The organism is Nocardia nova (assembly GCF_002933465.1).
GTDB classification, from domain to species: domain Bacteria; phylum Actinomycetota; class Actinomycetes; order Mycobacteriales; family Mycobacteriaceae; genus Nocardia; species Nocardia nova_B.
Window position 1 is genome coordinate 120899 of record NZ_PSZE01000001.1, and the last position, 16887, is coordinate 137785.

Annotated in this window: 1 protein-coding gene; it reads right to left on the reverse strand. The window is 70.3% G+C overall.

The genetic code is table 11. The annotated features are described in order from the left end of the window. Positions 1–25 precede the first annotated feature (25 nt). Positions 26–16885, reverse strand: coding sequence for an amino acid adenylation domain-containing protein (locus C5E41_RS00490; protein ID WP_104373876.1), 16860 nt, complete (start codon positions 16883–16885; stop codon positions 26–28). Between the last annotated feature and the right edge of the window lie 2 nt (positions 16886–16887).

The following is a 16887-nucleotide window of genomic DNA, read 5'->3' on the forward strand; positions in this document are numbered from 1 at the left end:
GGTCCGTTACGTATGCGCCGCCCCATCATGCCGGAGACGACCCGTCCGGGCGAGGACCGCCCCCACGCGCCAGTACTCGTGCCAGTACCGGACCGAGTTCGGCCAACGCCGGCGGCGAGGTCATCTGGTCGTGCGATACGCCGACCGGATGATCGGCGATCTCGCCCTCGACGTAGGGCCGCCAGTTCTGCGCCGCCGTGTCGTGTCCGGCCGCGCTGAAATAGTCCACGCGGCCGCGATATACGTCCGGCCGATGTTCGGCGATCAACTCCGCCGACCGCACCGCGCTGCGGTAGATGCGGCGTACCCGGTCCGGCGTCAGCACGGCCATATCCGGCGGGATGGTGGCGTGCAGCGCGGCCACCGCCTCCTCGCTGAGATCGTGGATGTCGCCGTCGCCGACCAGGGCCTCGGCGCCGATCCCGATCTCCGCCAGCGCTTCCCGGATCGCGGTCCGGAAATCGGCGACGTCGATCTCGGCGTGGCTGTCGAGCATGGTCACCGAGCCGACCTGCGCACCCGCCGCCTGCAGGGTGGTCGCGACGGCATGGGCCAGCACACCGCCCAGCGACCAGCCGAGCAGGTGATACGGGCCGTGCGGCTGCACCGCGCGAATCTCGGCGACGTAGCGATCGGCCATCTCCTGCAACGATTCCGGCAGGTAGCCGTCCTCCGACAGCGCCGGCGACTGCACACCCAGGATCGGCCGGTCCGCCACGTACCGGGTCAGGCCCGCGTAGCACCAGGACAATCCGTACATCGGGTGGATGCAGAACAGCGTCTCGCCCTCGCCCTGCGCCCGGATCGGCAGCAGCACACCCAGTGCCGCATCCGATTCCAGGTCGTAGTCGTACTCGTCGCTCATCGCCGCGACGATGCGCTGCGCGAGGGCGGCGACGGTGGAGCCGAGGAAGAACCACTGCACCCGGACCTCGACACCGGTGAGCGTGCGCAACCGGCTCACCGCGCGGGTCGCGACCAGGGAATTGCCGCCCAGATCGAAGAAGTCGTCGTCCAGGCCGACCCGGTCGGCGCCCAGCACCTCGGCGAAAACGCCGGCGATCGCCTCCTCCAGCGGTGTCGACGGCGCCCGGTAGGGACGTCCGGAGAACTGCGGCACCGGCAGCGCCTTGCGATCGAGTTTGCCGCTGGCGTTGAGCGGCAGCGCGTCGAGCACCACCACGGCCGCCGGAATCATGTACGCGGGCAACGATTCCCGCGCGTAGGCCAGCAGCTCGGCCTCGTCGATCGTGTCCCCGTCGTGCACCACGTAGGCGACCAGGCGGTCACCCGACGAGCTGCGCGCCAGCGACACCACGGCGTGCCGCACCGGCGCGAAGCCCGCCAGCACCGCCTCGATCTCCCCGAGCTCGATGCGCTGACCACGCAGCTTGATCTGGAAATCGCTGCGGCCCAGATATTCCAGTGCCGCGCCGGCGCCGGTTTCGCGCCAGCGCACGATATCGCCGGTGCGGTAGAGCCGCTGCCCGCCCTCGTGGGCGACGAACCGTTCGGCGGTCAGCGCGGGTGCGCCGAGATATCCGCGGGCCAGCTGCACACCGGCCACGTAGAGCTCACCGGGCGAGCCCGGCGGCACCGGCCGCAGCTGCCGGTCCAGCACGTACACCCGGGTGTTGGCGACCGGTGTGCCGATCGGGACCGCGACGCCGTCGCTGTCCCCGGCGGGCCAGGCCGTGACCACGGTGGCCTCGGCCGGGCCGTACCAGTTCACCAGCTCCGATTCCCCGAGCGTGGCGCGGAATCGCTGCGCGGTCTCCCCCGACAGCGCCTCACCGGCCGCGAAGACCCGTCGCAGCGACGGATAACCGCGCGTCACCGCCGCATTCGCGGCCGGATCCAGGAACGCGTCCAGCATCGAGGGCACGAAGTGCACCGTGCTCACCGAGCGCTGTTCGATCACCTGCGACAGATACGCCGGATCGCGATGGCCGTCCGGCTCCGCGATCACGATCGCCGCACCGGTCTGCAACGGCCAGAACAACTCCCACGTCGAGATGTCGAAGGTGATCGGCGTCTTGTGCAGGACGACGTCGCCGGTGTCGTGCGGATAGGTCCGCTGCGCCCACCGGAACTGGTTGGTCATCTGCCGGTGCGTGATCACCACGCCCTTCGGCCGGCCGGTCGAGCCGGAGGTGTGGATGACATAGGCCACCGCATCCGGACGGACGTACGGGAACCGCAGCGCCGCAATGGATTCCGCCTCCCCGTCCAATCCGGAGATATCGACGACCGGAATGCCGCTGTCGGTGGCGAAGCCGTCGCGGCCGGTGGTCAGCACACACACCGGGCGTGCGTTGGCCAGCACGAACTCGTTGCGTTCGGCCGGGTGATCCGGGTCGACGGGGACATAACCCGCACCCGTCCGCAGCACCGCGTAGATGCCGACCACCAGGTCGATCGAACGCCGCATGGCCACGGCCACCAGCGAATTCGGTTCCACTCCCCGGCCGAGCAGTTCGGCGGCGAGGGCGCGCGACCGCAGATCCAGCTCGCGGTAGCTCAGTGTCACGTCGCCGAAGTGCAGCGCCGGCGCCTGCGGGGTGCGGGCCACCTGCTCGTCGAACAGGCTCAGCAGAGTCGCCTGATCGCGCAGCTGTGGCACATCGGTGGCGTTGCGGGCTTCCAGTGCGGCGCGCTCGCCGTCCAGCAGCGCGTCGACATCGGCGACCCGAGCCTGCGGTGTATCGGTGAAGCGGCCGATGAGCGCCGCGAGCCGCTGCGACAGCGCCTGGGCCGCCGCTTCGTCGAAGACGTCGCGCAGATACTTCAGGCTGATTCGGAGCTGGCTGTCCAGCACCACGATCACCGTCACCGGATAGTGCGTGCCGTTGACCGCGCCGATGCCCGTGACGTGCATGCCGTCGATCGAGCCGACCCGGTCGAGTCCGTCGCGATCGACCGGGAAGGATTCGAACACCACCAGCGAATCGAACAGACCTTCCACCCCGACGGCCTGCTGGATATCGCTCAGGCCCAGGTAGTGGAAGTCCAGCAGCGCCGCCTGTTCGGCCTGCAACTGGCTCAGCAGTCCGGCCAGTGTGTCGGTGGCGCCCAGACGCACCCGCACGGGAATGGCGTTGAGGAACAATCCGACCATCGTCTCCACACCCGGCAGCGCGGGCGGGCGTCCGGATACCGTGGCGCCGAAGACGACGTCGTCGCGATCGATGCTGCGGCCGATGAGCAGACCCCACGCCGCCTGCACCACGGTGTTGACCGTGACACCGAGCCGGGCGGCGAGCCGGGTCAATTCGGTGGTGTCGGCGACCGACAGTTCGAAGCCGATTTCGCCCACACCCGCGGAGATCTCCCGGCTCGGGTCGACCGGCGCCAGCGGGGTCGGCTCGGTGATCCCGTCCAGCGCGCGCTGCCACTGCGCCCGCGCGGCGGCCGGATCCTGCGCGATCAGCCAGCGCAGATAGTCACCGTAGGAGCCGGCCGCCGGCAACTGCCGCGACCGCGCGCCCACCGCGTACAGCGTGAGCAGATCCTGCATGAGCAGCGGTGTCGACCAGCCGTCGATGAGGATGTGGTGGCTGGTGACCAGCAGCCGGTAGGCGTCGGCGGCGAGACGGAACAAGGTGAACCGCAGCAGCGGCGCGCGGTCCATCGCGAACCGCCGGCCGTAGTCGAGTTCACACATCCGGACCGCTTCGGCCTCGGCGGCCTCGGGTGTCAGATGCGTGAGATCGATACTGCGCCACGGTACTTCGACGCGATCGAGTACCACCTGCACCGGATTCCCGGTGGCGTCGGCGGCGAAGGCGACCCGCAGGTTGTCGTGCCGGTCCAGCACGGCCTGCGCGGCCACGCGCAGCCGTCGCTCGTCCACGGCACCGCCCAGATCCAGGGTGAACTGGGTGATGTAGACGTCGGTCGAGGTGTCGGCCAGCAGGGCGTGGAACAGCATGCCCGACTGCAGCGGCGTCACCGGCCAGACATCGGCCAGATCCGGGTAGTCCTGCGACAGCTTCGCGATATCGGCGGCTTCCAGGCGGACCAGCTCGAAGTCGGACACGGTGAAACCGCCGGCGTCGGCATGGGTTCCGTGCTCGGCGAGGCCGCCCAGCGCCCGCACCCACAGTCCGGCGAACTCCTTCACCTGATCGACGGTGAAAACGGCTGCCGCGTAATCGAATCGCGCCAGCAGTCCGTCCTCGGTGGCGTCGACGGTGATGTCGAGCAGCAGGTCGGCCGCGGGCAGGTGCGGATATGGCCGGGCCGGACGCAGATCGCGGTAGCGGAACGCGGTGCGGCCCTGCGGGGCCGCGGCCAGCGCGGGCGCGGTGTCGGCGTTGAGATACCGCAGCAGACCGAAGCCGACACCCGAATCAGGCACCCCGCGCCGCAATTCCTTGATCTGCGCGATCGCGTCGCCCGCGGCCCGGTTACCGAGCAACGCCTGCTCGACATCGATACCGGTGAGGCCGACCAGCAGCGGATAGGTCGAGGTGAAACCACCGACCGTACCGGCGGATTCGGCGCCGGCGACCGCGCGGCCGTCGGCCGCCAACTGCACCACGGTGCCGATCAGATCACCGGCATCGGCACGGGCGCCCCGCTCCTGCGCGAGCGCGAACGCGGTGAGCAGCACATCCTCGATGGAGGCGTGATAGGCGTGCGCGACCGCGTCCACGGCGGCCGCGCCCTCGGCGGTGATGACCAGCGAGACCCGGCCGCGCGCCGTCAGATCGATGCCCTCGACCGGCGCATCGGCGGGTGCGCAGGCGAGATGACGCTGCCACCAGTCGAGTTGCGCCACGGTCTCCGCCGCTACGGCACTCGCCGCGAGCGCGCGACCGACGCCCAGCGGACCGGCATCGACGGCCGCGGGCGCGGAATGTCCGCCCGCCCACGACTCCGACAGCTCGTCGACGACGATGCGCCACGAGGTGTCGTCCACCACCAGACCGTGGGCGGCCACGACCAGACTCGTTGCGGCGCCCGAGGATTCACCCGGTTCGGTGGGCGCGATCAGCGCGAAGGCGATGGTGCGCCCGGCGGCCGGATCGAGCTCGCGCCCCAGCGATCGCACCGCCAGGTCGACGGCGTCGGGCCCGGGCCCGAACTGCCGCAGGATGGCCGGGGCCGGAGTTTCCGGAATCACCAGGGCGCCGGCCTCGACATCCAGGTGAGCCGACAGGATGGCATGCCGTTCGAGCACCCCGGTCACCGCCGCACGGATCCGCTCGGGATCGCGGTCGGCCGGAATATCGAGGGCGATCGCTCGGAGTTCGCGCCCGGAGGGGTCGAGTTCCAGCGCGCGACTCGCGGCCGGCGGCAACGGCATCGGCCCGGACTGCTCGGCGGCGGCCGGCGCCTCGACGGTGGCCGCGCGGGCCAGCGCCTCGACCGTGCGCGCGGTGAACACATCGCGCGGGGTGAAGTGCACGCCGCGGGCCCGCGCCCGGGACACGACCTGGATGGAGACGATGCTGTCGCCACCGAGGGCGAAGAAGTCGTCGTCCACACCGACCCGATCGACGCCCAGGACCTCGCCGATCACCTCGGCGACCACCTGTTCGGTGGCGGTCTGCGGTGCGCGGTAGCGCTTGGCCTCCAGGACCGGTTCCGGCAGGGCCTTACGATCGAGTTTGCCGACCGGGGTCAGCGGAATCTCGTCCAGGACCACGATCGCGGTCGGAACCATGTACTCCGGCAGCCGCGCGGCGAGTTCGGCGGTCAGCGCCTCGGTATCGGGCGGCACACCGGCGGCCGAACGCACATACGAGACGAGGATCGTCGTGCCCGTGGCGGTGCGATGCCCCACGGTGACCGCGAAGTCGACACCGGGCTGATCCATCAGCGCACTGTCGATCTCGCCCAGTTCGATACGCAGACCGCGGATCTTGACCTGGAAGTCGTTGCGGCCCACATATTCCACCACCGGCTCGCCGCGGCGCCAGCGCACCACGTCGCCGGTGCGGTAGAGCCGCTGCCCGGGCGGGCCGTACGGATCGGCGACGAACCGGGCGGCGGTGAGGCCGGGCCGGTCGTGGTAACCGCGGGCCAGCTGGATGCCGCCCAGATACAGTTCGCCCGCGACGCCTTCGGGCACCAACCGCAGCCGCGAGTCGAGGATCAGCGCCCGCATGCCGCGGACCGGCCCGCCGATGGTCACCACGTCGCCGGGCGAGAGCGGATCGCTGATGTTGGTCATGATCGTGGTCTCGGTGGGGCCGTATCCGTTGTGGAACCGGCGGCCCGAACCATCCGGCGCACCACCCCATTTCGCGACCAGATCGGCCGGCACGGCCTCGCCACCGGCGACGATGACCTGCATCGAGGCCAGCGCATCCGAATCCAGCGAGGCCAGGACCGACGGGGTGAGGAAGGCGTGCGTGACCCGCTGACCGCGGATCACCTCGGCCAGTTCCGCACCGCCGAAGGTGCGCGGCGGCACGATCACCAGCGCCCCGCACGCACCGATGGCCAGCAGCAACTCCAGCATCGAGGCGTCGAAGGACGGCGAGGCGAACGCCAGCGCCCGCGAATCGCGGTCCAGCCGGTAGCGCTCCCGCTGTTCGGCGCTGAAGTTCGCCAGACCCGCATGGGTGACCACGACGCCCTTGGGCAGACCGGTCGAACCCGAGGTGTAGATGAGGTAGGCGGTGTTGTCCGGGTGCAGCGGGGCCAGCCGTTCGGCATCGGAAACCGGTGCGCCGGACAGGGAATCGACCTCGTAGGCGAAGTTGGGGTCGTCGAGCACGATCCAGCCGCCCGCGGTATCCGGCAGGTCCGCGACCTCGGCCCGCACGGTGACTCCAAGGTCCGCGCGGCAGTCGGCGACCATGTGCGCGATGCGGTCGTACGGATAGGTCGGGTCGATCGGCACGAACGCCGCACCCGACTTGGCGACCGACCACAGCGCCACCACGCCCTCGAGCGAGCGCGGAATGGCCACCGCCACATGCTTGTCCGGCCCGGCACCCAGTTCGATGAGCCGGCGGGCCAGTTTGGTCGAGGCCAGATCCAGCTGGGCATAGGTGAACGCGCGCCCGCCCACGACCACCGCGGGACCGTCCGGATTCGTCGCGACCGCGGCCGCCATCAGATCCGGCAGCGTGGCGGGCGCAACCGCGGGCAGTCCGGTGCGGGCGGCGAGATCCTCGGCTTCGGATCCGACCAGGATGTCGAGATCGCCGACCGCGATATCGGCGTCGCGCGCCACCGCGGCGAGGATCCGCCCCAGCCGCCGGCCGAAGTCGATCACCGTGTCCCGGTCGAAAAGATCGGTGGCATAGGTGAACTCACCGAAGATACCGGCCTCGCCGCCGGATCCGGTGCGCTGTTCGCGCAGCGTCAGCAGCAGATCGAATTTCGCGGTGTCGGCGGCCGGGTCCAGGGCGGTGAAGCTCAGGCCCGGCAGTTCGAAACTGGTTCCGGCCAGATTCTCGAACGACAGCGCCACCTGGAACAGCGGATGCCGGGCGGTGGAGCGCTCCGGGTCCAGCGCCTCGACCAGCCGCTCGAATGGCACGTCGGCGTGGGCGAAGGCGCGCAGATCGGTTTCCCGGTTGTCGGCCAGCAGTTCGGCGAAACTGCGGCCCGGCGTCACCCGGCTGCGCAGTACCAGCGTGTTGACGAACATGCCGATCAGATCGTCGAGTTCGGCCTCGCCGCGGCCTGCGATCGGCGCACCGATGGCGATGTCCTCGGTGCCCGACATGCGGGCCAGGAAGACCGCCAGGGCGGTATGCACCACCATGAACACCGTGGAATTGTGCCGCTGCGCCAGTGCGGTGAGGCCGGCGTGCACCTGCGAATCGACGGCGAAGTCGACCTTGGCGCCGGCGAAGCTCTGCACCGCGGGCCGCGGCCGGTCCGCAGGCAACCGCAGCTCGTCCGGCAGATCGGCGAGTTCGGTTGTCCAATACGACAATTGGGCACTGACCAGGGATTCCGGATCGTCCTCGGCGCCCAGCGCGGCGCGCTGCCACAGCGCGTAATCGGCGTACTGGATCGGCAGCGGCGCCCACGACGGCGCCTGTCCGCCGGCCCGGGCCACGTAGGCGGTCATCAGATCCCGGGTCAGCGGGCCCATCGACCAGCCATCGGCCGCGATGTGGTGGGCGACGAAGACGAGGACGAACTCGCTCGCCGCGAGCTGGAACAACCGGATCCGGAACGGGATCTCGGTGGTCACGTCGAATCCGCTCGCGACCTGGTGCCCCACCTCGTGGGCCACCCGCTCCTCACCGATCGGCACCGGCTCCAGATCGATGCTCACCGCGCCCGGCGCCAGCACCTGCTGCACCGCGCCGCCGGACTCGGCTTCCGGATAGATGGTCCGCAACACCTCGTGCCGGGCCACCAGATCCGCGACCGCCTGTCGCAGCGCGGCCACGTCCAGTGCACCGGACAGCCGGATGGCGACCGGGATGTTGTACACCGTTGCGGCGGTGTCGAACTGGTTGAGAAACCACATCCGCTGCTGGGCGTAGGACAGCGGAACGGCGTCCGGACGCGGACCGGCGACCAGCGGCAGCCGCGGCCGTTCGGTTCCGGTGCGCTCCACCCGGGCGGCCAGTGCGCCCACGGTCGCCGCCTCGAACAGCGCGCGCACCGGCACGCGGACCTCGAGCGCGGCGCCGATCCGCGCGGCCACCTGCGTGGCCAGCAGCGAGTTACCGCCGAGGGCGAAGAAGTCGTCGTCCAGGCCGACCCGGTCGATACCCAGCACCTCGGCGAAGGTACCGGCCACGATCTCCTCCACCGGGGTCGAGGGCGCACGAAAGGCGGTGGTCTCGAATTCCGGCTCCGGCAGTGCTTTCCGGTCGAGTTTGCCGTTCACGGTGAGCGGCAGCGCGTCGAGTACCACGAAGGCCGCGGGCACCATGTAGTTCGGCAGCGCCGAGGCCAGTGCCGACTTCACCTGTGCCACATCGAGTTCCCGGTCCGCGGAGACCAGATACGCGACGAGCCGATCGCCGGTGCGTGGGTCGGACTTCGCCACCACGACGGCCTGCGCGAGCTGCGGCAGGCGCAGCAGCGCCGCCTCGATCTCCCCCAGTTCGATGCGGAAACCGCGCACCTTGACCTGGAAGTCGGTGCGGCCGCGATATTCCAGCTCGCCGTTCGCCGTCCGGGCCACCACGTCGCCGGTGCGGTACATGCGCGAACCGCCACCGAACGGGTCGGCCACGAAGCGATCCGCGGTCAGGTCCGCTCGGCCGAAATAACCGCGAGCCAGCTGCGCACCGGCCAGATACAGCTCACCGGAGACGCCCACGGCCACCGGGTGCAGACGCGAATCCAGCACGTAGACGCTGCTGTTCCACTCGGGTGCGCCGATCGGCACGGACAGTTCGTCGGCCGCGCCGACTCGGTGCGCGGTGATCGAGACCGCGGCCTCGGTCGGACCGTACAGGTTGTAGAGCTCGACCTCGGGATGGGCGGCGGCGAACCGTTGCGCCAGCGCTGCGGGCAGCGCCTCACCGATGGCGAGGACTCGCCGCAGCGGGCTCGCCGCCTGGGGTGCGGCATTCGTCCGGGCCTCGGTGAGCAGGGCGTCCAGCATCGACGGCACCACATGCAGCGTGGTGACGCCGGTGCGCCGGATCAGATCGTTCAGGTAGGCCGGATCGCGATGCCCGTCGGGCGCGGCGATCACCAGCCGTCCGCCCGACACCGCCGCGGACCAGAACTCCCAGACCGACAGGTCGAAGGTCGCGGCGGTCTTCAGCAGTACCGCGTCGTCGGCGCCGAGGCCGAATTCGGCCGTCTTCCAGACCAATTGGTTGACGATCGCGCCGTGCGGCACCGCGACGCCCTTGGGGCGGCCGGTCGAACCGGAGGTGAAGATCACGTAGGCCGTGTGCTGCGGCAACAGCGGTGCGATCCGGTCGGCCTCGGTGACGGGCCGCGCGGACAGCCCGGACAGATCCAGCTCGTCGAGACGCACGACGTCCTCGCGCGCCGCGGACCGGCCCAAATCGGCCAACGCGGGCATGGATTGCGAGCGACCGCGCCAATCCCGGGTCGCGGCGCCGGCTGCCGAGGGCGCGGTACGTCCGGGCAGGTCCGGAATATCCGAGGTGGTCAGCACGCATACCGGGTCGGCGGAATCGAGGATGTAGCCGACCCGTTCGGCGGGCTGATCCGGATCGACCGGCACGTACGCGCCACCGGCCACCGAGACGGCGTACATCGCGACCACCAGATCGACGCCGCGCCGCAGAGCCAGCGCGACCCGCGATTCGGGGCCGACGCCGAGCGAGATCAGATGCCGGGCAAGGCGGTGGACGCGCTCGCCGAGTTCGCCGTAGGTGAGCTCGGCGGGCGTACCGCCGAACTGCTCGTCGGCATCGGCCGTCAGGGCCACGGCCTGCGGCCGCGCGGCGATCGTCGCCGCCAGCAGTTCCGGCAGCGTCGCGGCTACGACCGGATGCGACGCGCCGGTCGCGGCGCGCTCCAGCTCGGCCCGCTCGGCCGAGGTCAGGATGTCGAGATCACCGACCGGGGTGCCGGCCTCGGCGACCACACCGGCCAGCAGCAGCGACAGCCGCTCGACGATCGATTCGGCGGTCGCGGCGTCGAACAGGTCCGTGGCGTAGGTGAGGAAACCACCGATGCCGTCCGGATTTCCGTCCGCGTCGTACGCGTCGGCCACGATCAGATGCAGGTCGAACTGCGAGACGTCCAGATCGGCGTCCACACCGGCGACGCTCAATCCGGGCAGTTCCAGTTCGGTGCGCGCCACATTCTGGAACGACAGGCCCACCTGGAACAGCGGGTGATGTGCGGTGGAACGCGGCGGGTTCAGCACCTCGACCAGCCGCTCGAACGGAATGTCGGCGTGGGCGAAGGCCTGCAGATCGGTTTCGCGCTGGCGGGCCAGCAGTTCGGTGAACGGCTCGCCGCGCTCCACACGGGTCCGGAAGACGACGGTGTTGACGAACATGCCGATCAGATCGTCGAGTTCGGCCTCACCGCGCCCGGCGACCGGGCTGCCGACGGCGATGTCGTCGCCGCCCGACAACCGGGCCAGCAGCAGCGCGAACGCCGAATGCACGACCATGAACAGCGTGGCGCCGTGAGCGCGGGCCAAGTCGACCAGGCCCGCGTGCACCTCGCGCTCGATCCGCACGTCCACGCGCGCACCGGCCAGCGTCGCCACCGGCGGACGGGGACGATCGGTGGGCAGCTCCAGCACGTCCGGCAGGCCGGCCAGCTCGCGCTGCCAGTACGAAATCTGCTGGGCCGCAATGGAATCCGACTGCGATTCCGAGCCCAGTACGGCACGCTGCCAGAGCGCGTAATCGGCGTACTGCACGCGCAGCGGCGCCCAGTCCGGCGCCGCGCCGGAGGTGCGGGCGGCATAGGCGGTCATCACATCGCGCACCAGCGGGCCCATCGAGGACGCGTCGGCGGCGATGTGGTGCACTACCACGGCGAGCACGTATTCGCGTCGCGAACCGGGGGCGAGGTCGGAGATCTCCAACAGCCGCACCCGCAGCGGAACCTCGGAGGTGACATCGAAAGGCGTTGCGGCCAGGGCATATACCGCATCGGCGACCGCGGCGCCGGCGGTGCGTTCGGGGCGCAGGCCCAGCCGGGTATCGGCCGGCAGGATCACCTGCACGGGCCCCTCGGGGGTCTCCGGGTAGACGGTGCGCAAGACCTCGTGTCGCGTGACCACGTCGTCGAGGGCCGCGCCCAGCGCCTCCACATCCAGGCTGCCGGTCAGCCGCAGCGCGAAGGGCAGGTTGTAGGCCGCCGAACCGGAATGCACCGCCTCCTCGGCGGTCTCGGCCTGGTCGAAGCGGTTGAGGAACCACATGCGCTGCTGCGCCAGCGAGAGCGGCAGCTGTTGCGGGCGCTCGATCGAACCCAGTTCCACGCCGCGCCGAACGTGGGTTTGGGAATCGAGGGTGGCGGCCAGTCCGGCCACCGTGGGCGTCTCGAACAGCGACCGCACCGGCACGCGGCCGCCGACCGCCGCACCGAGCCGGGCCACCACCTGCGTGGCGATCAGCGAATTGCCGCCGAGGGCGAAGAAGTCGTCTTCGGCGCCGACCCGTTCCAGTCCGAGCACGGAGCCGAAGACCTCGGCGACGATCTCCTCCACCGGAGTACTCGGCGCCCGGAATTCCCGGCTGCTGAAGGTGGGTTCGGGCAGCGCCTTGCGGTCGAGTTTGCCGCTGGGATTGAGCGGGAAGGCGTCGAGAACCACGACGACCGCCGGAACCATATAGGCCGGAAGCGAATCCTTCACGCCGTTGCGCAGGCGCTCGGGGTCGAGAGTGGTGCGTGGCTGGGCGACGACGTAGGCGACCAGCTGATCGCCCAGTGCCGAGCCCGTCACCAGCGCCACCGCCTGGCTCACACCGGGCAGCGCCAGCAGCGCCGTCTCGATCTCACCCAGTTCGATGCGCTGGCCGCGGAACTTCACCTGGAAGTCGGTGCGGCCGATGTAGTCGAGCCGGGCGGGCCGGGTCTCGTCGGCGTCGCGCCACAGCACCAGATCGCCGGTGCGGTACATCCGCTCGCCGTGGCCGAACGGGTTGGCCACGAACCGGTCCGCGGTCAGGTCGGGGCGGCGCACGTAGCCGCGGGCCAGCTGATCACCCGCGAGATACAGCTCACCGGGCACGCCCACCGGCACGGGACGCAGGCGGCCGTCGAGCACGTAGACGCGAGTGTTCCACTGCGGCAGGCCGATCGGCACGGTCGGCCGGTCGTCCTCGCCGACCGGCCAATACGTGACCGACACCGCGGCCTCGGTGGGCCCGTACAGGTTGTGGATGCGCGCATCACACACCGCGTGCACGGCATCGGCGGTCTCCGGCGGCAGCGCCTCGCCGATCACGAAGATGTCCTGCAGGGTCGGGCAGCTACCCGCCGCGATGTGCGCGGCGAAGACGGTGAGCATCGACGGGACGAAGTCGGTGACCGTAACCCCGTGCGCGGCAATGGTTTCCGCGACGTACAGCGGATCGCGATGGCCGTCGTGGGTGGCCACGACCAGCTCCGCACCCGCCCGCAGCGGCATGAAATAGCCCCACAGCGAGACGTCGAAGGTGGTCGCTGTCTTCTGCAGATAGACGTCGCCGCTGCCCAGCGGATAGGCGGCCAGCATCCACTCGATCTGGTTGTTGATCGCGGCATGCGAGACCGCGACGCCCTTGGGCCGGCCGGTGGAGCCGGAGGTGAAGATGACGTAGGCCGGATGATCTGGCCGCACCGGCGCGAGCAGTTCACCCGGCCGGATCGGGCGCGGATCGAAGCCGCCGAGATCCATGGTGTCCAGCCGCAGCACCGGAATCCGCGCGGGCACCGCGACCGTATCGGCGACGGTGGTCACGACGCAGACGGGCTGTGCGGTATCGAGGATGTGCGCGATGCGGTCCGCCGGATGATCGGGATCCAGCGGCACGTACGCACCCCCGGCCGCCACGATCGCGTACATGCCGACCACCAGATCCAGCGATCGCCGGATCGCCAGGCCGACCAGGGCATCCGGGCCGACACCACGCGAAATCAGCAGACGCGCCAGCTGATTGACCTGCGCGTCGAATTCGGCGTAGGTCAGCCGCGCACCCTCGTAGGTGACCGCCACCGCGTCCGGATTGCGCAGCGCCGCCCGGCGGTAGCCGTCGAGCAGCAGTTCCGGTTCGACCCGGTGGGCGGTGTCGTTCCAGTCCCGCAGGATGCGCAGGCGCTCGGCCGGGTCGAGCAGCTCGATATCGCCCACGGCAGCCGCCGGATCGGCGACGATACCCTCCAGCACCCGCACCAGCCGGTCGGCGTAGGTGGCCACGGTCGGCTCGTCGAACAGATCCAGCGCGTAGGTGAACATCGCCGATACGCCGGCCGGGGCACCCGCCTCTACTCGCGGTACGGCGGTGAGCTGCAGATCGAATTTCGCCACCGCGCCGTCGAATTCGACCGTTTCGGCGACCAGTCCGGGCAGCCGCAGCTGCGGCTTCTGCATGTTCTGGAAGAACAGCGCGGCCTGGAACAGCGGATGATGCGCCTGCGATCGCACCGGGTCGAGCACCTCGACCAAGCGCTCGAACGGCAGCTCGGCATGCGAGAAGGCGCCCAGATCGGTGTCCTTCACCGCCGCGAGCAGCTGTTCGACCGTCGTCGCGGCGTCGATGCGGGTCCGCAGCACCAGGGTGTTGACGAACATGCCGACCAGAGCGTCGAGTTCGGCCTCACCGCGCCCGGCCACCGGGGTGCCGATGGTGATGTCGTCGGTGCCGCTGGAGCGGGCCAGCAGGATCGCGAACGCCGCATGCACCACCATGAACAGCGAGGTGCCGGTGCGCTGGGCGAGTTCCTCGAGCCGGGCGTGCAGTTCGGGCGCGATGTCGAAGATGTATTCCGCGCCGCGCCCCGAGGCGATCTGCGGGCGCGGCCGATCCGCGGGCAGATCCAGCCGGTCCGGAATGCCGGCCAGGGTGGTGCGCCAGTAGTCGATCTGCTGGGCCGCGAGGGAATCGGGATCATGTTCGTCGCCGAGCAGCGCTCGCTGCCACAGCGCGTAGTCGGCGTACTGCACCGGCAGCGGCTGCCAGCTCGGCCGGGCGCTGTTGCGCCGGGCGAGGAACGCGGCCAGCAGATCGCGCGTGAACGGCGCCACCGAGGCGCCGTCGGCGGCGATGTGGTGGACCACGACCGCCACGACGTGATCGTCGGGCGCCAGTTCGGCCACCGCGATGCGCAGCGGCACCTCGGCGGCCACATCGAATCCGGCGAGCAGATATCCGGCCAGCCACTGCGGCAGTTCGTCCTCGGTCACCGGCTTCGGCGCCAGATCCGGAACCGATTGCGCCGCAGGCAGAATCACCTGGTGTCCGGCGCCGTCGGCGGACGGGTAGACGGTACGCAGCGTTTCGTGGCGCTCGATGACGTCGGCGACGGCCGCCTGCAGCGCCTCCACGTTCAGCGCGCCGGTGAGCCGGATCGCGAACGGAATGTTGTTGGCCGCCGATTCCGGATCGAACTGGTTGAGGAACCACATCCGCTGCTGGGCCAGCGAGAGCGGAATGCGTTCCGGACGCGGCATCGGCGCCAGCGCCAGGCGCCCGCCCGCACCCTTCAGCGGTTCCAGCCGCTGCGCCAATTCGGCGACCGTGGCCGCCTCGAACAGCAGCCGGGCCGGTACCCGCGCCGAGATCTGGGCGCCGAGGCGGCCCGCGACCTGAGTGGCGATCAGCGAGTTTCCGCCCAGTTCGAAGAAGTCGTCGTCGGCGCCGACCGGCCCCGGCGGGTCGAGCAGATCGGTGAAGACGGCCGCCACCATCTCCTCGAGCGCACCCGAGGGCGCGCGGAATTCGCGGGCGGCCAGGACAGGTTCCGGCAGCGCCGCGCGGTCCAGTTTGCCGACCGGGGTCAACGGAATCGCGTCCAGGACCATGATCGTCGTCGGCACCATATGGGCCGGAAGACTCTGTCCCGCATGCTCGCTCAGCTCGTCGGTGTCGACCTTCGCACCATCGGCGGCGTGCACGTACGACACCAGAATCGTCGCGCCGCTGTGCAGGGTGTGGCCGACGGTGACGGCGAAGTCGACCGAATCGTGGGCGGCCAGTACCGCGTCGATCTCGCCGAGCTCGATCCGGAAGCCACGGATCTTGACCTGGAAGTCGTTGCGGCCCAGATACTCCAATTCACCAGCGGCCGTCCAGCGCACCAGGTCGCCGGTCCGGTACAGCCGTGAACCGTTGGCGTCGAAGGGGTTGGCGACGAAGCGGGCCGCGGTCAGGCCGGGGCGCAGGTGGTAGCCGCGCGCCAGTTGCGCACCGGTGATGTACAACTCGCCGACCGCGCCGCGCGGCACCCGCGCGAGGTGTTCGTCGAGCACGTATTCGGTGATGCCGCGCACCGGCGCGCCGATGGTGACCGTCTCCCCCGGCACCAGCGGCGCGCTGATGTTGGTCATGATCGTGGTCTCGGTCGGACCGTACCCGTTGTAGAACTCGCGGGTGCCGCCCTCGATCGCGATCGCCCAGCGCCGCACCAATTCCGGCGGGCAGGCCTCACCACCTGCGACCACGACGCGCAGGTCGTCCAGTCCGGCCGGATCCACCGAGGCCAGGGCCGCGGGCGTGATGAAGGCGTGGGTGACCCGTTCGCGCCGTAGCAGATTCGCCAATTCGTCGCCGCCGAGTACCGACGGGGAGGCCACCACCATGGCGGCCGCACCGCCGATGGCCAGCAGCAGTTCCAGCACCGAGGCATCGAACGAGGGCGATGCGAAATGCAGGGTGCGCGAATCGTTTCCGACCCGATACCGCTCGCGCTGTTCGTCACAGAAACTCGACAGCCCGGCCTGGGTGACCACGACACCCTTCGGCTTGCCGGTCGAGCCGGACGTGTAGATCACATAGGCCGGATGTTCGGCCCGCAACGGCCGCAACCGATCGGCATAGGTGACCGGATCGCCGGAGAACTCCTCGAGCCGCGCGGCGAAATCACCGGCGTCGACGGTCAGCCACTCCACCGAATCGGGCAAATCCCCCCGCACCGGCGATACCGTGAGGCCCAGTTTCGCACCGGAGTCGGAGACCATGTGCGCGACGCGATCGGCCGGATAGTTCGGATCCACCGGCACGAAGCCGGCGCCGGTCTTGGCGACCGCCCACACCGCGACCACCGATTCCACCGACCGGGGAATACCGACGGCGACCAGATCCTCCGGGCCGATGCCGCGGGCGATGAGCAGCCGGGCCAGCCGGGTCGAACGCTCGTCGAGCTCGGCGTAGCCGAGTTCGACCAGCGTGGTGGTGGCATCGGCGAACACCAGGGCCGTACCGGTCGGATCCGCCTCGACCGCGGTGGCCATCAGCTGGGGCAGGGTGGTGACGCGTGGCCGGCGGGTGCGTGTCGGCCGGACCCGAGCGGGGCGCGTCATGC

Bases quoted from the DNA above. Each gene is read 5' to 3' on its own strand.
- C5E41_RS00490 (WP_104373876.1), bottom strand. From the start codon at position 16,885: ATGACGCGCCCCGCTCGGGTCCGGCCGACACGCACCCGCCGGCCACGC.